The 25,891-nt window shown below is 68.4% G+C and carries 23 protein-coding genes; 8 read left to right on the top strand and 15 right to left on the bottom strand.

The genetic code is table 11. From position 1 onward, the window contains the following. Positions 1–85 precede the first annotated feature (85 nt). Entirely contained in the window at positions 86–856 is a 771-nt protein-coding gene (locus ABE424_RS02070; protein ID WP_346492747.1) for a DUF4349 domain-containing protein, read from the bottom strand. A gap of 156 nt (positions 857–1,012) precedes the next feature. On the opposite strand from ABE424_RS02070, the gene ABE424_RS02065 reads away from it, so the two are divergent. Then, positions 1,013–2,821 (top strand): DUF885 domain-containing protein, encoded by a 1,809-nt coding sequence (locus ABE424_RS02065; RefSeq protein WP_346492746.1) that lies wholly within the window; start codon positions 1,013–1,015, stop codon positions 2,819–2,821. 95 nt (positions 2,822–2,916) lie between these two features. On the opposite strand, the gene smrA is transcribed toward ABE424_RS02065, so the two are convergent. Both smrA and ABE424_RS02055 read right to left on the bottom strand, forming a co-directional pair. Continuing rightward, positions 2,917–4,749 carry a multidrug efflux ABC transporter SmrA gene (gene smrA / locus ABE424_RS02060; protein ID WP_346492745.1) on the bottom strand — a complete coding sequence of 611 codons (1,833 nt, stop codon included), beginning with the start codon at positions 4,747–4,749 and terminating at the stop codon, positions 2,917–2,919. Positions 4,750–4,838: 89 nt separating this feature from the next. Continuing rightward, positions 4,839–6,416: a serine hydrolase gene (locus tag ABE424_RS02055; protein ID WP_346492744.1), complete on the bottom strand. Its 1,578-nt coding sequence runs from the start codon at positions 6,414–6,416 to the stop codon at positions 4,839–4,841. A 111-nt stretch (positions 6,417–6,527) separates the two neighbouring features. Here ABE424_RS02055 and ABE424_RS02050 point away from each other — a divergent pair, with 111 nt between their 5' ends. Both ABE424_RS02050 and ABE424_RS02045 read left to right on the top strand, forming a co-directional pair. Continuing rightward, on the top strand, positions 6,528–6,968 hold the full coding sequence (locus tag ABE424_RS02050) for a VOC family protein (protein WP_346492743.1): 441 nt from the start codon (positions 6,528–6,530) through the stop codon (positions 6,966–6,968). Then, complete coding sequence (locus ABE424_RS02045) at positions 6,965–7,783, top strand: DUF72 domain-containing protein (RefSeq protein ID WP_346492742.1); 819 nt, start codon at positions 6,965–6,967, stop codon at positions 7,781–7,783. The genes ABE424_RS02050 and ABE424_RS02045 overlap by 4 nt, the downstream gene beginning before the upstream one ends. A 5-nt stretch (positions 7,784–7,788) precedes the next feature. On the opposite strand, the gene ABE424_RS02040 is transcribed toward ABE424_RS02045, so the two are convergent. Further along, positions 7,789–8,445 (bottom strand): Pr6Pr family membrane protein, encoded by a 657-nt coding sequence (locus tag ABE424_RS02040; protein ID WP_346492741.1) that lies wholly within the window; start codon positions 8,443–8,445, stop codon positions 7,789–7,791. 78 nt (positions 8,446–8,523) lie between these two features. On the opposite strand from ABE424_RS02040, the gene ABE424_RS02035 reads away from it, so the two are divergent. Further along, entirely contained in the window at positions 8,524–9,471 is a 948-nt protein-coding gene (locus ABE424_RS02035; protein WP_179459402.1) for a DMT family transporter, read from the top strand. Positions 9,472–9,483: 12 nt separating this feature from the next. Here the strand turns inward: ABE424_RS02035 and ABE424_RS02030 are convergent, their stop codons facing one another. The 5 genes from ABE424_RS02030 to ABE424_RS02010 all read right to left on the bottom strand — a co-directional run bounded on the left by ABE424_RS02030 (position 9,484) and on the right by ABE424_RS02010 (position 17,685). Next, the gene (locus tag ABE424_RS02030; RefSeq protein WP_346492740.1) at positions 9,484–10,554 is read right to left on the bottom strand and encodes a sensor domain-containing diguanylate cyclase; all 1,071 of its coding nucleotides are present in this window, start codon (positions 10,552–10,554) and stop codon (positions 9,484–9,486) included. Positions 10,555–10,620: 66 nt separating this feature from the next. Beyond that, complete coding sequence (locus tag ABE424_RS02025; RefSeq protein ID WP_019184431.1) at positions 10,621–11,343, bottom strand: pseudouridine synthase; 723 nt, start codon at positions 11,341–11,343, stop codon at positions 10,621–10,623. A 56-nt stretch (positions 11,344–11,399) separates the two neighbouring features. Further along, positions 11,400–13,022, bottom strand: a complete 1,623-nt coding sequence (locus ABE424_RS02020; protein WP_346492739.1) for a diguanylate cyclase — start codon at positions 13,020–13,022, stop codon at positions 11,400–11,402. A 114-nt stretch (positions 13,023–13,136) separates the two neighbouring features. After that, the gene (locus ABE424_RS02015; RefSeq protein WP_346492738.1) at positions 13,137–15,566 is read right to left on the bottom strand and encodes an EAL domain-containing protein; all 2,430 of its coding nucleotides are present in this window, start codon (positions 15,564–15,566) and stop codon (positions 13,137–13,139) included. A 175-nt stretch (positions 15,567–15,741) separates the two neighbouring features. Continuing rightward, positions 15,742–17,685, bottom strand: a complete 1,944-nt coding sequence (locus ABE424_RS02010; protein ID WP_346492737.1) for a DEAD/DEAH box helicase — start codon at positions 17,683–17,685, stop codon at positions 15,742–15,744. Between the two features lie 266 nt (positions 17,686–17,951). Between ABE424_RS02010 and ABE424_RS02005 the strand changes: the two genes are divergently transcribed. Continuing rightward, positions 17,952–18,182, top strand: a complete 231-nt coding sequence (locus ABE424_RS02005) for an RNA-binding S4 domain-containing protein (protein ID WP_346492736.1) — start codon at positions 17,952–17,954, stop codon at positions 18,180–18,182. 23 nt (positions 18,183–18,205) lie between these two features. Here the strand turns inward: ABE424_RS02005 and ubiM are convergent, their stop codons facing one another. The 4 genes from ubiM to ABE424_RS01985 all read right to left on the bottom strand — a co-directional run bounded on the left by ubiM (position 18,206) and on the right by ABE424_RS01985 (position 21,614). Beyond that, positions 18,206–19,378: a 5-demethoxyubiquinol-8 5-hydroxylase UbiM gene (gene ubiM, locus ABE424_RS02000; RefSeq protein ID WP_346492735.1), complete on the bottom strand. Its 1,173-nt coding sequence runs from the start codon at positions 19,376–19,378 to the stop codon at positions 18,206–18,208. An 89-nt stretch (positions 19,379–19,467) separates the two neighbouring features. After that, positions 19,468–19,857: an MAPEG family protein gene (locus ABE424_RS01995; RefSeq protein WP_346479472.1), complete on the bottom strand. Its 390-nt coding sequence runs from the start codon at positions 19,855–19,857 to the stop codon at positions 19,468–19,470. A gap of 18 nt (positions 19,858–19,875) precedes the next feature. Next, entirely contained in the window at positions 19,876–20,409 is a 534-nt protein-coding gene (locus ABE424_RS01990; RefSeq protein ID WP_346492734.1) for a DUF4019 domain-containing protein, read from the bottom strand. Positions 20,410–20,471: 62 nt separating this feature from the next. After that, complete coding sequence (locus ABE424_RS01985; protein WP_346492750.1) at positions 20,472–21,614, bottom strand: hypothetical protein; 1,143 nt, start codon at positions 21,612–21,614, stop codon at positions 20,472–20,474. A gap of 176 nt (positions 21,615–21,790) precedes the next feature. Between ABE424_RS01985 and ABE424_RS01980 the strand changes: the two genes are divergently transcribed. The 3 genes from ABE424_RS01980 (at position 21,791) to ABE424_RS01970 (ending at position 25,088) form a co-directional block, all read left to right on the top strand. Further along, a complete protein-coding gene (locus ABE424_RS01980) occupies positions 21,791–23,257 on the top strand; it encodes an AlkA N-terminal domain-containing protein (protein WP_346492733.1) in 1,467 nt (488 codons plus the stop codon). Continuing rightward, complete coding sequence (locus ABE424_RS01975) at positions 23,254–23,745, top strand: methylated-DNA--[protein]-cysteine S-methyltransferase (protein ID WP_176989998.1); 492 nt, start codon at positions 23,254–23,256, stop codon at positions 23,743–23,745. The genes ABE424_RS01980 and ABE424_RS01975 overlap by 4 nt, the downstream gene beginning before the upstream one ends. Positions 23,746–23,819: 74 nt before the next feature. Continuing rightward, on the top strand, positions 23,820–25,088 hold the full coding sequence (locus ABE424_RS01970) for an ectonucleotide pyrophosphatase/phosphodiesterase (RefSeq protein ID WP_346492732.1): 1,269 nt from the start codon (positions 23,820–23,822) through the stop codon (positions 25,086–25,088). An 84-nt stretch (positions 25,089–25,172) separates the two neighbouring features. On the opposite strand, the gene ABE424_RS01965 is transcribed toward ABE424_RS01970, so the two are convergent. Both ABE424_RS01965 and ABE424_RS01960 read right to left on the bottom strand, forming a co-directional pair. Beyond that, complete coding sequence (locus tag ABE424_RS01965) at positions 25,173–25,355, bottom strand: 30S ribosomal protein THX (RefSeq protein ID WP_019184443.1); 183 nt, start codon at positions 25,353–25,355, stop codon at positions 25,173–25,175. A gap of 118 nt (positions 25,356–25,473) precedes the next feature. Continuing rightward, positions 25,474–25,887, bottom strand: a complete 414-nt coding sequence (locus ABE424_RS01960) for a MerC domain-containing protein (protein ID WP_176990000.1) — start codon at positions 25,885–25,887, stop codon at positions 25,474–25,476. Between the last annotated feature and the right edge of the window lie 4 nt (positions 25,888–25,891).

Genomic DNA, 25,891 nt, shown 5'->3' with positions numbered 1-25,891 from the left:
TTTTTTCTTTCTTTTTCTTCTTCTTTCGAATGTTTTTTTGTTCTTGGCGCGGCCCGCGTGCCCCCCCCCCCCACGACCCGTTTCATCAGCCCGCGGCCGCTGCGGCCTTGCGACGCTTGCGGCGACGCCACAGCGCCACGACCACCGCACTGACCGCCCACACCACCACGCTGACCGGCAGCAGGGCCGCCACCGCGCGGATCACGAAGGCGATGCTGGTGGTGAAGATCGCCCCGAACTCGCTGAACGCCTTGCCGATCTCATTGCGGCTGCGCTGCCCGGCCGGGCCTTCGAAGTTCATCGTCACCAGCTGGGTATCGATCCGCCGGCGTTGCTGTGCCGCGTCCTTGTTGGCCTGCTCCAGCCCCGCCTCGATCTCCGCCATGCGCTGCGAGACCGCCAGCAGGTCGGCCACCTTCATGTCGCTGCGCTGCTGATACGCCTGCAGCTGCGCGTGTTCCTTCTGCAACCGCGCCTGGGTCAGCGCGGTATCGGCCACCTGCTGGGCCAGATCTTCGGCATGCGTGTTGCGCGAAGCCACATCGCCGCCTTCACCGGCCAGGGCGATGATCGGTTCCACGCCCTTCGGCGCGATGCGCACGCGGATCGAGCCGGACCGGGTTTCACCGCCCTCCTCGCCCACCTGCAGGACGGCGCAGTCACCGAAGCGATTGCTCTGGCAGGCCTCGGAGACCGCCTTGACCCGCGCGCTGATGCGCTGCGCATCGAGCTGGATGCGGATGTCGTGTTCGTAGGCCAGGAACGCGCCTTCCGGCGACGCGACGGCCCCGGCAGCCGCATCGGCGGCGTAGTTCGGCCCGCTGCGGCCACAGGCCACCAGGCCCAACAGCAGCATCCCTGCCAGCCCGGCGCGGGCCCCTCCTCTCCATCCAGTCACAGTGCAGCTCCATCAACGGCGGTGAATTTCACAGCGCATGGTAATCCAATGGCACGGGGACAAAGGGGGCCATCGGCCCTATGCTCGGGGATTGTCCCCAGTACAGGAACACCGATGCGCCAGCATCTGCTTGCCCTCGCCCTGATCGCCGCCCTTGGTGGCTGCCAGCAGGCCGACTCCCCGACGCCCGCCACCGGCACCGAAGCGGCCACCCCGGCCGGCGATGCCGCGGTCGATGCGGCCTTCGCCGACCTGTCCAAGCGCGCCCTGGACACCTGGATGCAGCTGTCCCCGATCAGCGCCACGCAGATCGGCGACCACCGCTACGACAGCGAGATCGACGACCTCAGCGCCGCCGGCCAGCAGAAGGTGCTGACCGTGTACAAGGCGCTGCTGGGCGACCTGGACAAGATCGATGTCAGCAAGCTCTCGCGCGAAAACCAGGTGGATGCGGCGATCCTGCGCAACCAGCTGCAGTCCGAAGTCTGGACCGCGGAAGTGCTGCAGTCGCCCAAGTGGGATCCGCAGATGTACAACGGCATGGCCGGCAGCGCGCTGTACGGCCTGATGGCGCGTGAGTTCGCGCCGCTGCCCGACCGCCTGAAGTCGGCGACCGCGCGCATGGAGAAGCTGCCGCAGATCTTTGCCCAGGCCCGCGAGAACCTGGACCCGGCCCGCGTGCCGAAGATCCATGCCGAGACCGTGGCCAAGCAGAACCGCGGCATCCTCAGCATCGTCGATACCTTCATCACCCCGCACATCGGTGAACTGCCGGCCGAGGACCAGAAGCGTCTGCAGGCCGCGATCGACGGCCTGAAGAAGGCCGTCGACGAACAGCAGACCTGGCTGGACAAGACCCTGGTGCCGAACGCCAAGGGTGACTTCCGCATCGGCGCCGACCTGTACGACCAGAAGCTGAAGTTCGCCCTGAACTCCTCGCTCTCGCGCGCCGAGATCGGCGAGCGCGCGCGTGCCGAGCTCAAGCGCGTACGCCAGGACATGTACGGCATCGCGCAGACCGTGCTCAAGGACAAGCCGGGCGCCCCGGCGCTGCCGGCCAACCCGAGCGACGAGCAGCAGCAGGCCGCGATCGAAGCCGCGCTGGAGCTGGCGTATGCCGACAAGCCGGCCCGCGACAAGGTCGTTGAAGACGCCAAGGCCGCGCTGGAGCAGTCCACCGAATTCGTGCACAAGCACGACCTGATGACGCTGCCCGATTCCCCGGTCGACATCATCCTGATGCCGGAATTCCAGCGTGGCGTGGCCGTGGCCTACTGCGATTCGCCGGGCCCGCTCGACAAGAACCTGAAGACCTTCTACGCAGTCTCGCCGATTCCGGACGACTGGACCGACAAGCAGGTCGATTCGTTCCTGCGCGAATACAACAGCCGCATGATCCACCTGCTGAGCATCCACGAAGGCACGCCGGGCCATTACCTGGAAGGCTGGCACTCGGGCAAGTTCCCGTCGACGCTGCGCGCGGTGCTGCGTTCGGGCCTGTTCGCCGAAGGCTGGGCGGTCTACACCGAGCGGATGATGCAGGAGCAGGGTTACCTGGACAACGATCCGCTGTTCCACCTGGTGCAGCTGAAGTTCTACCTGCGCACCATCTCCAACGCGATCCTGGACCAGGGCGTGCACGTGGACAACTGGACGCGTGAGCAGGCGATGCACCTGATGACCCATGACGCCTTCCAGCAGGAAAGCGAAGCCTCGGGCAAGTGGGTGCGTGCACAGCTGACCTCCGCGCAGCTGCCGACCTACTTCGTCGGCGCGCAGGAACACTTCGACACGCGCAAGGCCGTGCAGGACAAGCAGGGGGCGAAGTTCAACCTGAAGGCCTACCACGACCAGATGCTGTCCTACGGCGCTCCGCCGGTGCGCTTCGCGCGCCAGCTGATGCTGGACCAGCCGATCGAGTAAATCCACGCCATGCGTGGATGAGCCTGCAGACGGCCCGGGGACCCCGGGCCGTTTTTTTTGTCACGGAACCAGATGCATCCACCCAGGGCGTGGATCTACGCGTCGGCGGCCACGAATCCACCGGTCTGCCGCGCCCACAAGCGTGCATACAACCCGCCCGCCGCGATCAGCTCGGCGTGCGTGCCGGTCTCCACGATGCGGCCCTGGTCCATCACCACCAGCCGGTCCATGCGCGCGATGGTGGACAGCCGGTGCGCGATCGCGATCACCGTCTTGCCGGTCATCAGTTCGTCCAGGTTGTCCTGGATCGCCGCTTCCACTTCCGAATCCAGCGCCGAGGTGGCTTCGTCCAGGACCAGGATCGGCGCATCCTTGAGCAGCACCCGCGCGATCGCGATGCGCTGGCGCTGGCCACCGGAGAGCTTCACCCCGCGCTCGCCGACGTGCGCGTCATAGCCACGACGCCCTTCCCCGTCCACCAGCGTGTCGATGAAAGCCGAGGCACGCGCCTTGGCCACCGCCGCATGCAGCTGGTCCTCGGTCGCATCGGGGCGCCCATAGAGCAGGTTGTCGCGGATCGAACGGTGCAGCAGCGAGGTGTCCTGGGTGACCACGCCGATCTGCCGGCGCAGGCTCTCCTGGGTAACCCCTGCGATGTCCTGGCCGTCGATGCGGATCTGCCCGCTTTCCAGGTCGTACAGGCGCAGCAGCACGTTGACCAGGGTCGACTTGCCGGCACCCGAGGGACCGACCAGGCCGATCTTCTCGCCCGCTTTCACGTTCAGATCGAGTCCGGCGATCACCCCGCCGCTCTTGCCGTAATGGAAATGGATGTGATCGAAATGCACGGCGCCCTGGCTGACCAGCAAAGGCACGGCATCGGCACGGTCCTGCACGGTCAGCGGCTGCGAGATGGTGGTGATGCCGTCCTGCACCGTACCGATATCCTCGAAGATGCCGTTGATCGTCCACATGATCCAGCCGGACATGTTGTGGATGCGGATCACCAGGCCGGTGGCCAGGGTGATCGCGCCCACCGTGATGTGCCCACCGTTCCACAGCCACAGCGCCAGCGCGCACGTGCCCACGATCAGGAAACCGTTGACGACGGCGATGGTCACTTCCAGCCCGGTGGTGACACGGGTCTGGCCGCGGTGCTTGGTCGCCAGTTCCCCGATCGCTTCGGCCACGTAGGCCTGCTCGCGCCCGCCATGGGCAAACAGCTTCAGCGTGGGCACGTTGGTGTAGCCATCCACGATGCGGCCCATCGCCTTGGAACGCGCCTCCGAGGCAAGCCAGGCCCGCTCCTTGGCGCGCGGCACGAAGTACCACATGATCACCACGTAGCTGCCCATCCACAGCGCCAGCGGGATCATCAGCCGCCAGTCGGCCTGTGCGAACAGGTACAGCGCGGTGCCGGTGTAGACCAGGATGTACCAGACCGAATCGACCATCTGCACCGCCGACTCGCGCAGCGAGGTGCCGGTCTGCATCACCCGGTTGGCCATGCTGCCGGCGAAGTCGTTCTGGAAGAAGCTCAGGCTCTGCCGCACCACGTAGTTGTGCATCAGCCAGCGCGAACGGTTGCTCAAGCCCGGCACGATCGCCTGGTTGACCAGCAGGCTGTGCAGCGATACCAGCAGCGGCCGTGCGATCAGCGTGATGCCAGCCATCCACATCAGCGTGTTGGCATGCCGTGCAAAGAAATCACTGCCGGGCTGTTCGGCGACCATGTCCACGATGCGGCCCAGGAAATCGAACATCGCCACTTCGACCAGTGCCAGCAGCAGGCCGGCGATCAACGTGGCCAGCAGCACCGGCCAGACCGGGCGCAGGTAATGGATATAGAACGGCACCACCTTGCGGGGTGGCATGCGCGCGTCGATCGGCGGGAAGACCGGAATAATCGATTCGAACCAGCGGAACATCGCAGTGCACCAAAAACAAAACAGGCCGCGATTATCCCACCGCGGCCTGCCCTTTTACTCTCACCCCCATCACAGGCTGGCGACGGGGTTCAGCCCTTGGCCTCCACGGCGATCGGCATCAGCAGCAGGTCCTGGAAATCGAAACTGAAATCGGTGAGCGAGGACACCGCCTGCATGCGCACCTCGCGGACCTTGCCGTCCGGATCGAGGCTGAAATTCACGAAGGCGTCGGCATTGAGCGAACGATCATCCCAGCGCACCAGGAAGGTATCGTGCTGCCAATGCTCCAGCGTACCGATCAACTGCGCGGTCTTGCCGAAGCGCAGGCGCAGCTTGCCGCCCTGCTGTTCGACGAACACATCGCCGTACCACGCATCGCGGTAACCACCGGCATAGCGCGACAGCGGCAGCGACGGCCTGGATTTCGCATCGCGCGCGGCCTGGTGCCTGGCCCAGCCTTCGTCTGCTTTCTCCTGTGACTTGGCAACGGCAGCGGCATAGGCGGCGACCCAGTCGGTAGCCGGGGCCTGCAGGTAAGCGTCCAGCGCTTCCATCGTGATGGCGTTGAAGGCCGCGCCGACTTCCTGGTTGGTGAGCACCACGATGCCCAGCTTGTGCTCCGGCACCAGGGTCACGCGCGACACCATCCCCGGCCAGCCGCCGGTATGCCAGACCAGCTTCTGGCCGCGGTAGTCGCTGAGGCTCCAGCCTTCGCCATAGCCGGCGAAGTTCGGCCGCGCCGCGGCCAGCTGCGGCACGCTCGGCTCGGGCACGACCTGCGGCGTGATCATCTGCCACATCGCCTGCTGGGTCTTGGCGGTGAACAACGGCTGCCCGTTCTCCAGCGTGCCGTGGGCCAGCTGCACGTTCATCCAGCGCGCCATATCGTGGACGTTGGAATAGATGCCGCCGGCGCCGGCATTGTTGGACCAGGTCAGCGGCGCGACGGTGCGCAGCTGGCTGAAATCGAACTTGGCGTGTCCCACCGCGGCGTTGTCGCCGGGCTGCAGATGGTCGGCGTTGTAGCGGGTGCCGCGCATCCCGACCGGCGTGAAGATGTGCTGCTGCAGGAAGTCCGCATAGGTCTGCCCGGACACCTGCTCGATCACCTGCTGGGCGACCGCGTAGAGAATGTTGTCGTAGGCATAGCGATCACGGAAACCCGCCTTCAGCGGCACCTTGCCCAGACGCTGCACCACCTCTTTGTTGCTGTAGGAGGTGGTCGGCCAGAACAGCAGGTCGCCCGCCCCCAGGCTCAGGCCACTGCGGTGCGAAAGCAGATCGCGGATGCGCATCTCGCCGGTGACGTACGGATCGGACATGCGGAAGCCGGGCAGATGATCGATCACCCGGTCGTCCATCTTCAGCTTGCCCTGCTCGGCCAGCAGGTTCAGCGAGGTGGCGGTGAACGCCTTGGTGTTGGAGGCGATCGCGAACAGCGTATCGGCCTGGACCGGGTCCGGCTTGCCCAGTTCGCGCACGCCGTAGCCGCGTTCCATCACCACCTTGCCATCCTTGACCACCGCCACGGCAATGCCGGGAATGTCGAACTCGGTGCGAGCGCGTTCGATGGTGGCGTCCAGCCGCTGCAGTTCGGCCGGCACGGCGGCCGATGCCAAGGGTGCGCATGCGAGCAGCACGGCGCCTCCGATCCAGGATGTGTTCAAGCAGTGTCTCCGGTTGCGTGTGGCGGGGGCGTCGAGGGTCGCGATGCCCCGGTTTCGCACGATGGTAACGCGGCCCGGATCAGGCTCGCCTGTGCCAGAAGGAGGCCCGTCATGACCGCGCCCGCCGCGACCACCGCCACCATCATTCCCTGCCTGCGCTACCGCGATGCCCACGCCGCGATTGCCTGGCTGCAGCAGGCGTTCGGCTTCCAGAAACACGCGGTGTACGCCGATGGCGATACCGTCCACCACGCCCAACTCGTGTACGGCCACGGCATGATCATGCTGGGCTCGGTGGACAACGCCAGCGAATGGGGCCGTTACAGCGTCCACCCCGATGAGGTCGACGGCCGCCAGACGCAGACGGCCTGCGTCATCGTCGCCGACCCGGACGCGCACCACGCGCGTGCCATCGCCGCTGGTGCGCGGATCGTGATCGAGATCGCCGACCAGCCTTACGGCGGTCGCGGTTACGCCTGCCGGGATCTGGAAGGCTATCTGTGGTGGTTCGGCAACTACGATCCGTGGGCCGACCCCGCGGGCGGCGCATGAGCACACCGCCCGGCGCCATCCGCACCGGCATCGGCGGCTGGGTGTTCCCGGCGTGGCGCGGCGGTACGTTCTATCCCGCCGGGCTGCCGCAGCGCGAGGAACTGGCCTACGCCAGCCAACAGCTGGGCTGCATCGAGATCAACAGCACGTTCTACCGCGCGCAGAAGCCGGCCATCTATGCGCAGTGGCGCGAACAGACGCCCGAAGGTTTCCGCTTCTCGGCCAAGGCGCCGCGCACGATCACCCAGACCCATGACCTCACCACGGTCGGCGAACGTGCCGAGCGTTTCATCGATGGCATCGCAGCGCTGGAAGACCGGCTTGGCCCGTTGATCTGGCAGTTCGGCGACAGCCATCCGGCCGGTGCGGCCGAGTTCGATCGCTTTCTGGCGATGCTGCCGCGCAAGGTCGATGGCCACCGCCTGCAGCACGCACTGGAGGTGCGCAATCCCGCGGCGTGGACGCCCGGGCTGCTGACCGCCGCCCGTGCGCATGGCGCCGCGCTGGTGTTCAGTGGCTCGGACGAGCATCCCAGCTTCGCCGACCCCACGGCGGACTTCCTCTATGCGCGGTTGATGGGCTCGCGCGCCAACCTGCGTGCCGGCTACCCGGCACGTGCGATGGAGCAGTGGTGCCTGCGTGCGATGCGTTGGGCCCGGGGCGAGGACAATCCGGACCTGCCCCATCTCGGCGCCGAGGTGCCTGCCTCGCCGCCGCGCGAGGTCTATGTGCTGTTCATCGGGGCGGCCAAGCAGCGCAATCCCGGCGCGGCGATGGCCCTGCGCGACCAGCTGCAGCAGCTCGGCGGCGGCTGACGCGCTTATCCGCGCCGGCGGCGTTGCGCCAGCGCGCCATCCAGCCACCACAGCAGCCCGCCGCACACGACGAACACCACCGCCACGGCCAGCACGTTGCGCAGGACCAGCACGAGGCCCAGCGTGCCCAGGTCGAGGAAGGGGTACGGGTACTGGCCACTGACCCGGCCGACCAGCAGCGCCCAGCCGAGATAGACCGTCGGAAACGCCAGCGCGCCGAGCAGCCCGCGCCGGTGCAGGCCACCGTGCGTCCCGCTCAGCCAGCCCAGCAGGTACAGCGCCGGCACCGCGTAATGCAGTCCCGCGTCTGCCCACCATTGCGCGCCCTGCGGGTGCCACAACGGGCGCAGGATGATCACGTAGATCAACCCGGTGATGCCGATGAACAACGCCACCGCCGCGCGCGGGACGGGGCCGGCCAGGCCGTCGCCACGGCCGCGGGCCAGCGCCAGGCAGACCGCCGCCACCCCGATGTTGCTGAGGATGGTGAAGTAGCCCAGGTAACGCAGCGTCGCGTCCGCCGCGCCCAGGCCGGGCGTGCGCAGCAGCAGGTGGTACTGCAGCAGCAGGGAGGCCACGGCAATGACCGCGGTCAGGCCGGCCCAGGCGCGCAGCGCGGGGGTCGGTGCGGCACGGACGGGATCGGTGCGGAGGCGTGTCATCGCCGCAGGATGCCACGGCCATGCAGAGGATCGCGTGGAAGGCATCCTTCGCGGCGCGGCTTGCCGCACAATATGCGGATGCCGATGACCGATACCCGCAGAGCCCTGCTGCAAATCCATTTCTGTGTGCTGCTGTGGGGCGTCACTGCCATCCTCGGCAAGCTGATCACCCTGCCCGCCCTGCCGCTGGTGTGGTGGCGCATGCTGCTGGTGGTGGCGATGCTGGCGCTGGTGCCACGCGTGTGGCGCGGTCTGCGCCAGCTGTCGCCGCGTCTGGTGGCCGGCTACTGCGGCGTGGGCGCCCTGGTCGCCCTGCACTGGCTGACCTTCTACGGCGCGGTGAAGCTGGCCAATGCCTCGGTGGCGGCCACCTGCATCGCGCTGGCGCCGGTGTTCACCGCGGTGATCGAACCCTGGGTGGCCAAACGGCCCTTCCAGTTCCGCGAGCTGGCCTTCGGCCTCCTGGTGCTGCCGGGCGTCGCGCTGGTGGTCGGTGGCGTGCCGGACGGCATGCGCCTGGGCGTGCTCATCGGCGCGTTGTCGGCGCTGCTGGTGGCGATCTTCGGCTCGTTCAACAAGCGCTTGGTCAGCCACGCCGACCCGCTGACCGTGACCGCGCTGGAACTCGGTGCGGGTACCCTCACCCTGACCCTGCTGGCGCCGGCGCTGCCGTTCCTGCTGCCGGCCCTGGCCAGCCCGTTGTGGGTGATCCCGGACCTGCACGACGGCCTGCTGCTGCTGGCCCTGGCGGGGCTGTGCACGCTGCTGCCGTTCGCGCTCGCGCTGGTGGCGCTGCGCCATATCAGCGCCTATACCTCGCAGCTGGTGACCAATCTCGAACCGGTCTACGCGATCCTGCTGGCGATGGTGCTGCTCAGCGAGCAGCGCGAGTTGACGCCGCTGTTCTATGCGGGCGTGGCGATCATCGTCGGGGCGGTGTTCCTGCACCCGCTGCTCAACCGCCGCAGGAAGGTCCAGCACCCGGAAATCCTGGCGACCTCCGAGGCGCGCAACATCGCCGAGTGAGGCGAAGGCCCCTCAGTCGGCGCGGATGACCCGGTTGCGGCCGTCGCCTTTGGCCCGGTACAGCGCCGCGTCGGCGCGGGCCAGGGTCTGCTCGATCGCGTCGCCATGGCGGTGCGCGGCCACCCCGATGCTGATGGTCAGCGGCAGGCCCAACGGCAGATCGGCCACCGCCATGCGCAGGAAGTCGCACTGCAGTTCGGCCGTGGCCAGCGGGGTATCCGGCATCAGCACCACGAACTCTTCGCCACCGTACCGCGCGGCCAGGCCGTGCCCGGCGAAATGCGCGCGCAGCAGCCGCGCCAGTTCCGCCAGGACATGGTCGCCGGTGGCGTGGCCGTAGAGATCGTTGACGGTCTTGAAGTGATCGATGTCGAGCAGCGCCACCGCGGTCGCACGCGGTTGGCCATCGGCATCGACCACGGCCGCTTCCAGCGCGGCGCTCATCGCGCGGCGGTTGGGCAGGCCGGTGAGTGGATCGGTCCGGCTCTGCTCGGCCAGGTCGGCGTTCTGCTGTTCCAGCAGCTCGTTGTATTCGGCCAGGCGCTGCTCGTACCAGGCGCGGTCGGTCATGTGCTGCTGGATCTCATGGGCGTAGCGGCGCAGCTCCATCACCAGCGAGACCTGCCGCGACAATGCCGACAAGGCCTCGCGCTGGCCCACGCTGAGGTGCCCCGGGCGGGCATCGAACACGCACAGCGTGCCCAGCGGCAGCCCTTCGCTGCTCAGCAGGGGGGCGCCGGCATAGAACCGTACATGCGGTTCGTCGACCACCACCGGATTGTCGAAGAAACGCGGATCGGCAAGGGCGTCCTCGACCACCATCACCTGGTCCGGCTGCAGGATGGCGTGGCCACAGAAGGAAATGTCCCGGTGCGTTTCAGCCGCCTCGAGCAGCTGACGCGACTTGAACCACTGGCGGTCCTGGTCGACCAGGGTCACCGCGCCCATGCGGGTGCCGCACAGCGCGGTGGCGATCGTGACCAGATCGTCGAAGGAGCGCTCGCGGGGCGTGTCCAGGATCTGGTACCGCTGCAGCGCCAACAGGCGCTGCGCTTCGTTGTCCGGTTTGGACGGCTTGATCATCGTGGCAGGCGGTAGCGTGTGCCTGCGCAGTCTAGCCCGGGTGGCGTCAACACGTGACGCCCGGCATCACCAGTCCAGCTGTTTGGGCAGCAGGCCCTTGAGCTCGGCATCGGTGAGGTTGCGCCACTGGCCCGGCTTGAGCGCGCCGAGCTTGATGTTGTCGATGCGCACGCGGCGCAGCTGGGTGACGCGGAAGCCGAACGCGGCGGCCATCAGGCGGATCTGCCGGTTCAGGCCCTGCTGCAGGGTGATCCGGAAGCCGAACTTGGCCAGTTTGCTGGTCCGGCACGGCAGCGTCACTTCATCACGGATGCGCACGCCACGGGCCATGCCGCGCAGGAACTCATCGGTGACGGCCTTGTTGACCGCGACCATGTATTCCTTCTGGTGGCCGTTCTCGGCGCGCAGGATCTGGTTGACGATGTTGCCGTTGCTGGTGAGCAGGATCAGGCCTTCCGAATCCTTGTCCAGGCGGCCGATCGGGAAGATGCGCTGTTCGTGGCCGACGAACTCCACGATGTTGCCCTTCACCGAGCTCTCGGTGGTGCAGGTGATGCCCACCGGCTTGTTCAGCGCGATGTAGACGTGCTTGCGGCCACCGGCCTTCTTCGCTTCGCGCGCGCGCAGCGGCTGGCCGTCGACCAGCACCACGTCCTGTTCGCCCACCACCGCACCGGTGCCGGCCGGATGGCCGTTGACGGTGACGCGGCGCTCGCCGATCAGGCGGTCGGCTTCGCGCCGGGAACAGAAGCCGGTGTCGGCAATATGCTTGTTGAGTCGGGTTGTCATCGGCCCATTATCGGGCAAAAGGCGGCCGCCGCTGCGTTTTTCCGCGCGCGGGCGGTTCAGGCCGGTACCGGCTCGCCGGCCGTCGTGGTGCGCGCGCCATCATGGATCTGGTTGCGGCCGTTGCGCTTGGCGCAGTACATGGCGTGGTCGGCCCGGCGCAGCAGCCCGGCCAGGTCATCGCTGCCGGGCCTGAGCACCGCCAGGCCGATGCTGGCCGAGACCGTCAGGCCGGGGATGCCGAGCGCCTGGGTGACCGCCGCCACCTGCTGGCGCACCGTCTCCAGCCGCGCCACGGCTGCCGCATGCCCGGCCCCGGGCAGCAGCACCAGGAATTCTTCCCCGCCCATCCGGATCACGTCGTCGTGGTTGCGCACCGACCCGCGCAGCGCGCGCGCCACCGCGACCAGGACCTGGTCGCCCACGTCGTGGCCGAACTGGTCGTTGATGTCCTTGAACAGATCGATGTCGAGGAAGCCGATCGCCAACGCATGCGGCTGCTGATGCGCACGCGCCAGGTACTCGGCCAGCAGGCGCAGGCCGGCGCGGCGATTGGGCAGCCCGGTCAGCATGTCGGTGTCCGCCAGCTGGCGCATTTCATCGCGCTGGCGACGCAGGCGCCCGAGCCGCAGGTTGAGCGCATAGGCGGCCATCATCAGGAACCAGGTGGCCGCCAGCTGCAGCGCTTCGATCCGGTAGGCCACCAGCCAGCGCGCATCCAGCACATCGGCCCCGATCATGATCCACCACGGGGCCAGTGCGGCCAGGCCCGGGAGTGCGTGCGCATCGCGCCGCCACACGCCCCACAGGCCCGCGCCGAGGCACAGCGTGCAGACCGCCAGGAAGCTCCACTCCAGCACGAACGCCACCGCGCCCAGCCCCTCCAGCCCCCACAGCGGTACGCTCAGCCCGATCGCGACCAACCCCCACAGCACGAGATGCTGCGCCGGACGCGAACGCGGCCAGCGCCGGTCGCCGCCACTGAGCCGCCACAGGATCGGCAGCAGCAGCGCCTCGCTGAACGCCGTGAGGGCGACCAGCCACCAGGAGGCACGGTCCTGCACCGGCAGCCAGGGCTCGGGATAGCCGCTCAGACCGCCGAGCACGGCCTGCCACAGCACGAACACGGCACAGGCACCGACATAGACCAGGAAGGATTGATCGCGGGTGGTGGCCCAGCCCATCAGCGCCGACAGCGCCAGGGCGATCGCGACCGCGATGCAGGCCGCGCGCACCAGCAGGCGGGCGGTGTCGTTCTGCTGGACCGGACTGGGCGCGCCGAGCTGGATGGTCGGCACCCAGCGGGCCTTGAGCGGGCGGGTCCAGGAGACCACGATCGGCTCGTGATCGCCGCCCTCGGGCACCACCACCAACCCGACCCCGGCGCGGAAGCGCGAATCGCGCGTGCGGGCATCGTGCATGCTGCCGCAGATCTCGCGGTCGCCGTGGCTGATGCGCACTTCGCCGGTCAGCACCCCGAACACATCCACGGCCTGCGGCTTGCCCGACCAGCCGGCGGCGGGCGCGGGGATCGAGAGCACTTCCTGGTGGCGCGCCAGTACATCCGGCGTGCAGGCACGCTGCGGCGTCACTTCATCGGTCGCCCCGCCGAGCAACAGGAAATCCTGGCCCACGCGCGGGGCCGCCTGCAGGCTCCATGGCAACAGCCACAGCAGCACCATGATCAGCGCCGCCCACCCGATTGAATACCCGCCCCCGTTGCTCACACCTGCGCCCTGCCCGCCCGTGATCGCCCGCGGACACCCTGTCCGCTGCCGCCGGTGGCGATTATCGCATCATGGCATGCCCCGCCAGGCGTCGGACGAGCGCCCTGCCCGCACCGGCCGTATCGCCAGCTGCGTCATCCTTTCCAGCGGAATCGGCCGTTCGATCGCATACCCCTGCAGGCCTTCCACGCCCATCTGGGCCAACTGGTCGGCCACCACCGCCGATTCCACCCATTCGGCGACCACCATCATGTGCAGCTCGCGGCCGACCTCGGTGATCGCCCGGACGGCGGCACGGTTGACCGGATCCACGTTCATGTCGCGCACGAATACGCCGTCGATCTTGAGCATGTCCGCCGGCAGCTGGCGCAGATAGCCGAACGAAGAAAGCCCGGAGCCGAAATCATCCAGGGCCATGCGGCAGCCACGCGCTTTCACCGCATCGATGAAGGCGCGCGCCTGGGCCAGGTTGCTGACCGCTGCGGTCTCGGTGATCTCAAAGCAGAGCTTGCGGGCCAGGCCGCGGTTGCGCTCGAGCAGGTCGGTGACGAACGCCAGGAAGCTCGGCTCGGCGATCGACTGCGCCGACACGTTGACGTTGCACAGGCCCAGCTGCTGCACATGGTTCGGGCACACCTGCAGATGCCGGAACAGCAGCGACAGCACGTGCCGGTCCAGCGCCATGGCCATGCCGTAACGTTCCACCGCGCCCATGAACTCGGCCGGCCCCTGCAACGCCCCTTCCGGGCTGCGCATGCGTACCAGCACTTCGTAATGCAGGAACTCCGGGTCGCCGACCCGCTCGATACGCTGGGCATACAGCAGCATGCGGTTCTCGGCGATCGCGCTGGAGACATTGGCCAGCCGTTCCGCTTCGTGGCGGCGCTCGTCCAGCGCCATGCGGCTCTCGTTGTAACAGTGCACGCGGTTGCGGCCGGCTTCCTTGGCCGCGTAGCAGGCACTGTCGGCCGCGCTCATCAACCAGTTCACGTCCGGTGCCTCGGCGGTCACTTCAACGACGCCGATGCTGCAGCTCACCTTGGGCGCGCCGTCCCCATGCTGGAAGCTGACCTGGCCGAGCGTGCGGATCACCCGCTGCAGCACCTGCTTGGCTTCGTCCTGGCTGGCGTTGGCCAGGAACAGGGCGAATTCGTCGCCGCCCAAGCGGCCGACCCAGTCGCCGTCGCGCACCGCTCCCACCAGGTAGTCGGCGAAGCTGCGCAGGAGCTGATCGCCGGCGGCATGACCGAGCCCGTCGTTGACCAGCTTGAAGTAGTCCAGGTCGATGTAGCACAGCGCGTGGGTACCGCCTTCGGCACGCACCGCCGCCAGCGCCTGGTCCAGCAGCCGCTCGATTTCGCGGCGGTTGATCAGGCCGGTCAGGGGATCGTGGCTGGCATGGTGTTCCACCTCGCGCGCCAGCGCATGGTTCTGCGACACGTCCTCGACCAGCGCGAACACGGTCGGTGCCCGCGCCCGGGTGTGTACCACGGTCCCGCTCCAGCGCCCCCACATCAGGCTGCCGTCGGAACGCAGGAAACGCAGCTCGCCCGGGCGCAGCTGGCGTGGCCAGTCGATCCGCCCGTGCGCGTCCAGGATCAGCTCGCCCTCCACCAGCAGGTCGGCCAACGACAGCCCGAGCAGCGCCTCGCGGCGATGGTCGAGGATATCGGCCATCGTCTGGTTGGCCTCGACGATGCGGCCGCCCTCGTCGAGTTTGAGCATGCCCACCGTGGCCTGGTAGAAGGCCGCTCGGAAGCGGCTCTCCTGCTCGGTCAGGTCGTTGCGCACGCGTCGCGCCAGCAGCACTGCGATCAGGGTGATCGCCAGCACCGACAATCCGCCCACGATGAAGGTCGTCATCCGCACCATCGCCGCGGTGTGCAGCAATGCACTGGAGAATGCACGCGCCTGGTTCTGCATGCCCACGTCCAGCGCCTGCACCCGGCGCAGCAGGGCCTGCTCCACCGCCGGGGTCAGGCTGCCGGCGGCATGCCCGGCCTGGACCCGGTCGGTGATGGCGGCCAGTTGCAGCAGATCGTCATCGGTCCCGCGCCACACGCGGACCGCATCGCGGAAATACGCCTGATCACGCAGGTAGCGGTAGGAGAGGATCAGGCGGTTGATGTCACCGCGGGCGTTGCCGCCTTCGATGAAGCCCTGGCGTGCCGCGGCAATGTCCGGTTGGGCCTGTTCGAGGGCGCGGCGGGCATGCAGATCGCCCAGCGGCACCCGCAGTGCCTGCCGCGTCGCGGCCAGGTCGGCGGGATCGCCGGAGGTGATGTACCGCGACAGCGCATGGGTCGCCTGCTGCTGGCCACGCGACCAATGGCTCTGGCCCATGATCCACGCCGTGGAGGCCGCCTGCAGCTCCTGGATCAGCGCGGAGATGCCAACCAGCCCGATCGCCATGCCGGTCAGCAAGACGAAGCGCAGGGTCAAGCCCCGCGTCGAATACGGTATCGCGGTGCCGACACTCTCCCTGCGACCTCCAGACATCGCCGATCCCCCCGGGGCTGCGGATGTGGAAACTCATTCCATTGGAGCATGGTCCAATCCGCAGGCTAGGGCCAGCACTGTTGAGACCGTGCGAAACCGGCACGGCGGGGATGCGGACCCCGGAAACGACGACGCCAGCCCGGAGGCTGGCGTCGAGGCGATCACCCGGGGGCGATCAGAAGTTGCGCGGACCGCGCGGCTTGAAGCCGTCGCGACGCGGCGGGCGGTCGTTGCCACCCGGGCCACTGCGCGGGCCACCCGGACCACGCGGCTTGCCCTGGCCGAACTTCGGCTTGAACGGCGGACGCGCCGACGGGGTCAGGTCTTCACCCGGCTCGACCTTGCGCATCTGAAGCTGCTGGCCCGAGACCCACACCTTCTTCAGGTGGGTCAGCAGGTCCTGCGGCATTTCGGCCGGCAGGTCCAGCACCGAGAAGTCGTCATGGATGTCGATGCGGCCGATGAAACGGCTTTCCAGGCCGGCTTCGTTGGCGATCGCGCCGACGATGTTGCCCGGCTTCACGCCGTGGACGTGGCCGACTTCGATACGGAAGGTTTCCATGCCCGCCTCGGCGGCACCGCGCGGGGCGATGTCACGGCGCGGGGCGCGCTCGAAACCACCCTCGCTGTTGCCGAAGTCGCCTTCCGGACGCGGCGGACGCGGGCCGCGGTCGTCTTCACGGCGCGGGCCACGCTCGAAGCGCGGCTCGAAACGGGCCGGGCGTTCGCCACGGTCGTTGCTGCGCTCGTTGCGCTGGTGCGGGGCACGCTCTTCACGCGCACCACGGACCGGCGGGGTCAGCAGGAACGGCGAATCGCCCTGCAGCAGCTTGGCCAGCGCGGCGGCGATCTCGATCGCCGGCACGTTCTTCTCGCCTTCCAGGCGCTGCAGCAGGTCGCGGTAGAACTCGGTGCCGCCGGCATCGAGCACATCGCTGATGCGGCTCATGAACTTGGTGATGCGGGTGTCGTTGACCGCGTCCACGCTCGGCAGCTGCATTTCTTCGATCGGCTGGCGGGTAGCGCGCTCGATCGCACGCAGCATGCCCTTTTCGCGCGGGGTGGCGAACAGGATCGCGTCACCGGTGCGGCCGGCACGACCGGTACGGCCGATGCGGTGGACGTAGCTTTCGGTGTCGTACGGGATGTCGTAGTTCAGCACGTGGCTGATGCGCTCCACGTCCAGGCCGCGGGCGGCCACGTCGGTGGCGACCAGGATGTCCAGCTTGCCTTCCTTCAGCATGCCGATGGTGCGCTCGCGCTGGGCCTGCTGCATGTCGCCGTTGATCGCGGCCGCGGCCAGGCCACGGGCCTGCAGCTTTTCGGCCAGCTCTTCGGTGGCGGCCTTGGTGCGCGAGAAGATGATCATCGCGTCGAACGGTTCCACTTCCAGGATGCGGGTCAGCGCGTCCAGCTTGTGCATGCCGCTCACCCACCAGTAACGTTGGCGGATGTTGGCCGAGGTCGTCGTCTTGCTGACGATGGTGACTTCGGCCGGGTTCTTCAGGTAGGTCTGCGCGATGCGGCGGATCTGCGACGGCATGGTGGCCGAGAACAGGGCGACCTGGCGGGTCTCCGGCAGCTTCTTCAGCACGGCTTCGACGTCGTCGATGAAGCCCATGCGCAGCATTTCATCGGCTTCGTCAAGCACCAGCGTCTTCAGCTCGGACAGGTCCAAGGTGCCGCGCTCGAGGTGATCGATCACGCGGCCCGGGGTGCCGACGATGACGTGCACGCCACGGCGCAGGGCCGACAGCTGCTGGCCGTAGGGCTGGCCGCCGTAGACCGGCAGCACGCGGAAGCCGGGGATGCCCGACGAATAGGTCTGGAAGGCCTCGGCGACCTGGATGGCCAGCTCGCGGGTCGGCGCCAGCACCAGCACCTGCGGCTTGGTCTGGTTGAAATCGAGGTTGGACAGCACCGGCAGCGCGAACGCGGCGGTCTTGCCGGTACCGGTCTGGGCCTGGCCCAGCACGTCGCGACCTTCCAGCATGGCGGGAATGGTGGCGGCCTGGATCGGCGAGGGGGTTTCATAGCCGACGGTGGCGACCGCCTGCATGACGGCGTCGGACAGGCCGAGGTCTGCGAACAGCAGCGGCGTGGTGGTTTCTTGGGACATGGGGAACTCCGAAACACTGCCGTTTACAGGCAGTGAGATAAAAAAGGGGGATGGTCCGCGCTTTGGGCGCCCTTTCTTATCGCGTGCCCTAGCGCTGCTCGGTCGGAGGAGAATTCACTCGCTCAGGGCGCGATGATACCGCATCGTTCCTGAACAACGCGTACAGATTCCCGGATGGATGCCGTCCTGCCCCGCGCTGGCGCACAATACGCGCCCTCTTACGGCCCGGCCCAGCGGCCGCGCCCCTTCCCTAGGATACCCGTTCCATGCAGACCCTCGAATTTGAACTGGACCGCGACTATGTCGAGCTCAAGCAGCTGCTCAAGCTGGCCGACCTGGTCACCAGCGGGGGCGAAGCCAAGACCGTGATCGGCGACGGCCAGGTCCTGGTCGATGGTGGAGTCGAACTGCGCAAGGCGTGCAAGATCCGCGCGGGCCAGCAGGTGCAGTTCGCCGACACCGTCATCCATGTGATCGCCGACAGCGACGCGCCCTGACCCTGTGTGACGACCAACGGTCGTCACCTGCCGGTGAGGTGGGCCGCGATCAGCTGGCGGAACGGGGCCACCCCGTGCGCGAGCCGCAGCCCGGCCCGGCGCAGCAGCCGCGCCGGCAGGCGGTCATCGGTATACAGCGTGGTGATCGCATTGGTCGCCTCGTACAACGGGCGCGAGGCCAGACGATGGCCGCGTTCGTAAGCGGCCAGTCCGGACGGTGCGCCGATGTCGCGCCCCTGCCCCGCGGCCTTGCGCAGGATGCCGGCCAGCCGGTGCTGGCTCTGCAGGCCCAGGTTGAATCCATGCGCGGTGACCGGGTGCATGCCGACGGCGGCATCGCCGATCAACGCGCAGCGATCGCCAGCGAACGCGTGGGCATACACACCCACCAGCGGATAGGCCACCGGTGTGGCGACCGGCCGCATCGCGCCCAGCCGATGCGCGAAGAACGTGCTGATGCTGCGGCCGAATCCGCCCTCGTCCTGGGCCATCAGGCCGGCGATCTCGCGCGGCGGCAGGGTGATCACCGCCGAGGCCTGGTCACCGTTGAGGGGCAACAGCGCCATCGTGCGGCCATAGCCGAACCATTCCCAGGCGGTGTGCTGGTGCGGCACCTCGATCTGCATGCGGCAGACCAGCATGGACTTGCCGAAGTCGCGCATCTGCGCACCGATGCCGAGCAGGCGACGGGTCGAGGAGAAGCGGCTGTCGGCCGCGACCACGAGCCTGGCGGCCCATTCGCGGCCATCGGCCAGGGTCACCGTGCTGTGCGTCCTGCCGGGTGTCACGGCCGTCACGCTGGCCTGGTCGACGATCTCCAGCCCGGCCTGGCCCTGCACGCTCTGCCACGCCGCACGGCGGAGCAGATGATTGGGCACCAGCCAGCCCAGGTCGTCACCCGTGCGCGGGTCCGCCGCGAAGGTCAACGCGAACGGCGAGCCGCCGTCCATCACCTTGGCATCGCGCAGCGGCGAGATCTCGGCCGGATCCAGCCGCGCCCACAGGCCCAGCGATTCCAGGATCTGGCGTGAGGCATGGGTCAGCGCGATCTCGCGGCCATCGAACGCGGGCTCGGCCAACGCGGCACGCGGCTGCTGTTCGATCAGGGTGACGCTGAGGCCGGTATCGGCCAGCGCGCGGGCGAAGGACAGCCCGGTCGGGCCGGCCCCCACCACCACCACATCCACTGACTGCATGATTCCCTCCTGCCGTTACGTGTCCGCTGCAGCTTACCGCCGCGGCACCGGCAGCGTCCTTGATCTGGATCAGGGGCGCCAGCGGCGGTTCACAGCAGCGCCCACAGCAGCATCAGAATCCCGAGCAGGGAGACCAGCCAGACCAGGCTGCGCACGTACGGCACGCCGGCCGCGTACAGCGGCAGATAGATCAGGCGCGCCCAGAAGTACAGCTGCACGGCCACGGCGGTCATCCCGTCCTGGCGCTGGGTCAGCACCACCGCCAGCACCGCGGCGGCGAAGAACGGGAACGTCTCCATGAAGTTGCTCTGCGCACGCTGCAGCCGCCCGGCCAACGGCCCCGGCGGCGGCATCGGTTGATCGCGCGCCGACGCATTCCAGCCGATCCCGCGCTCGCGGGTGATCAGCGTGGAAGGGGCGAAGACATGCACGATGCCCAGCAGCATCGACCACACCAGCATCTGGATTTCGATACTCATCTACGCAGGCTCCGGCAATCAGGGGGTGGCGGCACGCACGCTGTAACCGGCCAGGCGCCAGATGCGGTCTTCATCGAACCGGAAGGAGACCAGTTCGCGGACCGGCTGGGCACTGTTGGCGAAGCGCGTGGGGAAACTGACGTTGATGTAGAGGCCCTCGGGCACGGTCGCGCCGGCGGCGTACTTGACCCGGGTCACCACCGGCTGGCCACGCGAGGCCAACGCACCGAGGCGCTGGCGATCCGCGCTGAGCTGGCTGACGAAGGCCTGCTCGGTCACCGATTTCTTCGCCACGGCGGAGGCACCCTTCCAGGCCTCGCCGGCACGGTTGGCGTCGATCAGGCGGGCCACCTGCAATGCGGCGGCGGTCATCTCCGCATCCTGCTTCTGCACCTGCGCCTGCTGCGCCGGACTCAGTGCCGGGCGTGCCGCAGGAGCGGCGGCGGGCGCGGCGGGCGCGGGGCGCGCCGGGGCCGGTGCAGGCGTGGGCGGCGTCTGCGCCAGCGTGGCGAAAGGCAGCAGAGCGGACAACAGCAGCAGCGGAACACGCATCAGGGACACCGTTGGCTGGAAGGAACTGCGCTCCAGTCTACGGGAAGGACGTGAGTCCTCCGTCAGTTGCGCTCGGCCGCGTCCGCCGGTGCCGGGCGGGCATCGCCCAAGGTCTGCTCCACCGCCTCCGGCTGGCCCGGTGCGGTCGTCTCCGGCAACAGCGTGGAGACATCGATCTCCGACAGCGGGCTCTCATCCGGGCAGGTCTCATCCGGGAAACCGAAACGCTGCTTCAGCGCCTGCCCGCAGCTGTTGACGGCGTCCAGCTCGCTGCCCTCGCGCTTGCACTCCTGATCGAAGGCGACCAGGAACGCATCCTTGCGGCGGACGAAGGCATCGCCGCATTTGCGCATCTGCTTGATCCGCTCCAGATCGTCCTGCACCGCATTGGTGCCATCCAGACCGAACTGACGCAGCTCCTCGGCGGTCAGCAGGCGCAGGCTGCGGTTGGGCACGGTCATCATCAGGTCGGCCACGCCCACCGCCACGCCATTGCGCTGCAGGTAATCCTTGACGTTGTCGTAGACCTCGTGGAGCTCGCGGTTGAGCTCGGCGCGCGAGGTCGCCTTCGAGCTGATCCGCATCATGCGATGGATACCGACCTTGCCCGACACCAGCCGGTTGTCGCCGGCCGCCAGCACGAACACGCAGGCGCTGTGGCAGACCGAGCCTTCGCGCACCCAGATCGTCCAGTTGGATTCGCCGATGCGGTCGCCGGCCACGATGGCGGCTTCGACCTGGCCACCGCTGGAATCCAGATCGAGGATGCGGCGGGAAATACGATGCGCATCGGCGACCACGGCCAGCCGCGCCACCAGCTCGGAGAAACCGGGGTTGATCTTGCCCACGTAGCGCACGCGCACCAGGCCGCGTTCCGCACAGGGCTGCAGGGCGGCATCGATGCTGGCCCGATCCAGCGCCTCCAGCGGTGCACCATCGCCCGCATCGCCGGCGTAGTCGGTATCGCAGCTGATCCACGCCTTGCCGTTTTCCAGGGCGGCGCCCGGCCAGTTCAGGTCGCCGCGCTTGGGCGCGGGCGGCGGCGGTGGCGGCGCATCGGCCGCATTGATCGACACCATGTGGTCGCCATCGGCGGTCTGTGCCCGCACGGCCTTGTCGGCGGCAGTGACATTGCCTGGGTTTTCCAGCTGGCTGCAACCGGCCAGGCCCAGGCAGAACAACGGCAACCACCACGACTTGAGCAACATGGACAACCCGGAATCCTTGCGAGGGGGAATGCGCGGCAGAACGAGCGCGGATGCACAGTCTAGTGCGCGGCCGCCACGCCGCGGCAACCTGTCCTGAACCGGGCGGCGCGGGGCTGGCATTGCTGTCCGAAAATGGCGAGCCTGCACCAGCCGGCAGGCATAGACTGGCCCCCATGGAGACCGCCCTGCCCCTGGATCATGCCGCCTGCGAAAGCGCCCGCCTTGCCCGCGATGCGCGCTTTGACGGGGTGTTCTTCACCGCCGTGCGCAGCACCGGCATCTATTGCCGGCCGGTCTGCCCGGCCCCCGCGCCGAAGCCGTCCAACGTGACCTACTACCCGACCGCCGCCGCTGCGGCCGCCGCGGGTTTCCGCCCCTGCCTGCGCTGCCGCCCCGAGCTCGCGCCGGAGGCGCAGGACGCACTCAACAATGAAACCCTGCAGCGCGCGTTGGCGCTGATCCAGGATGGCTACCTGCAGGACCAGCCGGTCGCCGATCTGGCCGCGCACGTCGGCCTGAGCGCCCGCCAGCTGCAGCGCCTGTTCGTCGCCCGGCTCGGCGCGGCGCCGGCGCAGATCCACGCCACGCGTCGGCTGCTGCTGGCCAAGCAGCTGCTGACCGAAACCGCACTGCCGGTCACCGATGTCGCGATGGCCTCGGGCTACAACAGCCTGCGCCGTTTCAACGCGGCGTTTCTGGAGGGCTGCGGCATGCCCCCCACCGCGATCCGCCGCCAGCGCGGCGCGCTCACCGAAGGCGCATTGACCCTGCGCCTGGGCTATCGGCCGCCGCTGGATTTCCCCGCGATGCTCGGCTTCCTGCGTCGCCGCGCGATTCCCGGCATCGAACAGATCGACACCACCAGCTATCAGCGCGTGATCGGCCCGCCCGAGCGTCCCTCGCTGCTGCGCGTCACCGCGGACCCGCGGCGCCCGGAGCTGCTGCTGCAGCTGGGCCAGGTCGACCCGCGCGCGATCCCGGGCATCGTGCGTCGCGTGCGCCGCATCTTCGATCTCGATGCGGACCTGCGCATGGTGCACGCGACACTGGGGCAGGAACCCCTGCTCGCCACGGGTATCGCGCAACGCCCCGGGCTGCGCGTGCCCGGCGGCTGGGACGGGTTTGAAGTCGCCGTGCGCGCGGTGCTCGGCCAACAGGTCAGCGTCGCGGCCGCAGCCACCCTCGCGCGACGGGTGGTGGATCGCTTCGGCGCCACCCTCGAGGGCATGCCGGAGGGGCTGGACCGTCAGTTCCCCTCCCCCGGGATGCTGGCGCAGGCCCCTCTGGAAATGATCGGCCTGCCGCGTACCCGTGCCGCCACCGTGCGTGCCGTCGCCCAGGCGGTGGTCGATGGCCGGCTCGATTTCCGTGCCGGCCAGTCGCTGGCCGGCTTCGTCGACCGCTGCGTGGCGCTGCCCGGGATCGGCCCGTGGACCGCGCATTACATGGCACTGCGCGCGCTGGCCCTCCCCGATGCCTTCCCGGCCGGCGACCTGGTCCTGCAACAGGTGCTCGGCGGTGATGCGCGCTTGAGCGAACGCGCCACCGAGGCACGTTCGCAACCCTGGCGTCCGTGGCGCGCCTACGCCGTTCTCCACCTGTGGCATCTGGCCACACCCTCTTCCGGAGTGACCTCATGAGCCTGCTCTACGACACCTTCGACAGCCCGATCGGCGCGCTCACCGTGGCCGGTGACAGCCAGGGCATCCACCACATCCTGTTCGAGAACAATCGTTACGACGCCAAAGGGCGCGAGCACTGGCAGCGCGATGCCCATGCACTGCGCGACGCACGCGGACAACTGCTGGAGTACCTGCGCGGCGAGCGCGTGCGCTTCGATCTCCCGTTGGCGCCGCACGGCACGCCGTTCCAGCTGCGGGTGTGGAAGGCGCTGGCCGATATCCCGTTCGGCCAGACCTGGAGTTACGTGGCGCTGGCGCGGCATATCGACCACCCCACCGCCAGCCGCGCGGTCGGGGCCGCCAATGGCCGCAATCCGCTGCCGATCGTGCTGCCCTGCCATCGCGTGATCGGCAGCAGCGGTGCGCTGACCGGGTTCGGTGGCGGGCTGGAAACCAAGGCGGCCCTGCTGCGCCTGGAAACGCGGCGCGATTCGCTGTTCGCGTAGGGCATCACGCGTCACCGCAGGCCTGTGCCATCGGTTGTCTTCGACGCGTCACCGCCACGCACTATCATGTCGCGATGATTTCTGTCCGCCTTCCGCTGGCGCTTGCCGCCGCTCTTTCGCTGGCCGCCTGCGCCACGACACCGTCCTCCCCAGCTGCCGCGACGAGCGCGGCGACAGCCCCGAACGTGGCTGCGCAGCAGCAGCAGCAGAAGCTGCTGCTGATCTCCATCGACGGCCTGCGTGCGGACATGCTTGATCGGGGCATCACCCCGAACATCAGCAGGCTGGTCCGCGAGGGCGTGCGCGCGCAATGGATGACGCCGTCCTATCCATCGCTGACCTTTCCCAACCACTACACGATCGTGACCGGCCTGCGCCCGGACCACCACGGCATCATCCACAACAGCATGCACGAGGACGCACTGGGCCAGTTCCAGCTGCACGTGCGCGAATCGGTGGCCGACGCACGCTGGTGGGGGGGCGAGCCGATCTGGGTGGGCGCGGAAAAGGCCGGCGTGCGCACCGCGGTGTGGTCCTGGCCGGGCAGCGAGGCCGCCATCCAGGGCGTCCGCCCCAGCCAGCTGCACGGCTACGACGAACGTGTGAGCCTGCCGGACCGCGTCGATCAGGTGCTGGGCTGGCTGGACCAGCACGGACCGCAGTCGCCGCGCCTGGTCACGCTGTACATGGAGCAGGTCGACAAGGCCGGGCACAATCACGGCCCGGAATCGTCCGAGTACACCGACGCCGTGGCAGTCGCCGACAGCGCGGTCGGTCGCCTGCTGGATGGCCTGCAGGCGCGTGGGTTGGCCGATACCACCAACGTCATCCTGGTCTCCGATCACGGCATGGCGGGCGTGCCGGCCGGCCAGGTGGTGGCCACCGAAGACATGATCGATCCCGCCATTGCCCGGGAAATCTCGGTGGGCCAGTCGATCGGCTTCGCGCCGCTGCCGGGCAGACAGGCGCAGGCCGAACAGATCCTGTTGGGCGCGCACGCCCACTACGACTGCTGGACCCGCCAGACCCTGCCGGCGCGCTGGAAGTACGGCAGCAACCCACGCATTCCGCCGATCATCTGCCAGATGCATGAAGGCTGGGATGCCCTGACCCGCGATCGCATCGCAAAACGTGGCCCGGGCGATCGCGGCTCGCACGGCTATGACAATGCCCTGCCCTCGATGCGCGCGGTATTCGTGGCGCGCGGCCCCGCGTTCAAGCAAGGGCAGAGCCTGCCCGCGTTCGACAACGTGGATGTGTATCCGCTGCTGACCCGCCTGCTCGGGATTCCGACGGCACCCAACGATGGCGACGCCGAGCGACTGCTGCCTGCGCTGCGCTGAGCACGCAGCGGCTTCGTCGCCGGAACGCGGGCACAAAAAAAACGCGGCGCAAGCGCCGCGTTTTTCATGACCCGCCTGGCTGGATCAGCCGGCCTTGGCCACCGCTTTCTTGGCAACGGCCTTCTTGGCCGGCGCCTTCGTCACGGTCTTCTTGGCAACCGGCGCAGCTGCGCCCACGGCCGCCTTGCTCACGACGTGCGAACGCGAATTGCCGTAGCTGGCATTGAAGCGCTTGCCCTTGGCGGTCTTGCGGTCACCCTTACCCATGTCGTAACTCCTTAGTCTGAATGCTGCGAAATCTGATTACCCCGTACTGACACGGGTTCGGCGGGGCCGCCCTCTCAGGCGCCCCCGCGCACGATCGGAAAGCCTACCATGCGCGCTCTCAATGAGCACAGCTGGCGTCATGGACGTGGCCGTGGTTCAGCCGCAGATTCACCAGATGGGCCACACCCACCAGCACGCCACCGAGGGTCATCACCACGGCATGCGGCACCGCCGAATGGTGCAGCGGGCCGTACAGCAGCCCGGCCCACAGCGCGGTCAGGCCGGGAATGAGGAAGCCCAGCGCACGCAGCGCGCCATGCCGGCGCCAGCCCCAGACCAGGCTGAACAGGCCCAGCAGGGTCACGAAGCTCACCAGCGCCAGCTCCACCCCGTCACTCATCCAGACCGACAGGCCCAGCGAGGGCGCAGCGGCCAGCAGCACCGGGAGCACGGCGCAGTGCACGGCGCACAGCAGCGAACCGGTGGCACCGAAACGATCGATCAGATGGCGGAGGCGAGGGAACAAGGGCATGACT

This window comes from Stenotrophomonas sp. TWI1149 (genome assembly GCF_039673155.1).
Lineage (GTDB): Bacteria > Pseudomonadota > Gammaproteobacteria > Xanthomonadales > Xanthomonadaceae > Stenotrophomonas > Stenotrophomonas maltophilia_AA.
Note: the sequence above shows the minus strand (reverse complement) of the source record. Positions and strands in the feature narration are given on the sequence as shown.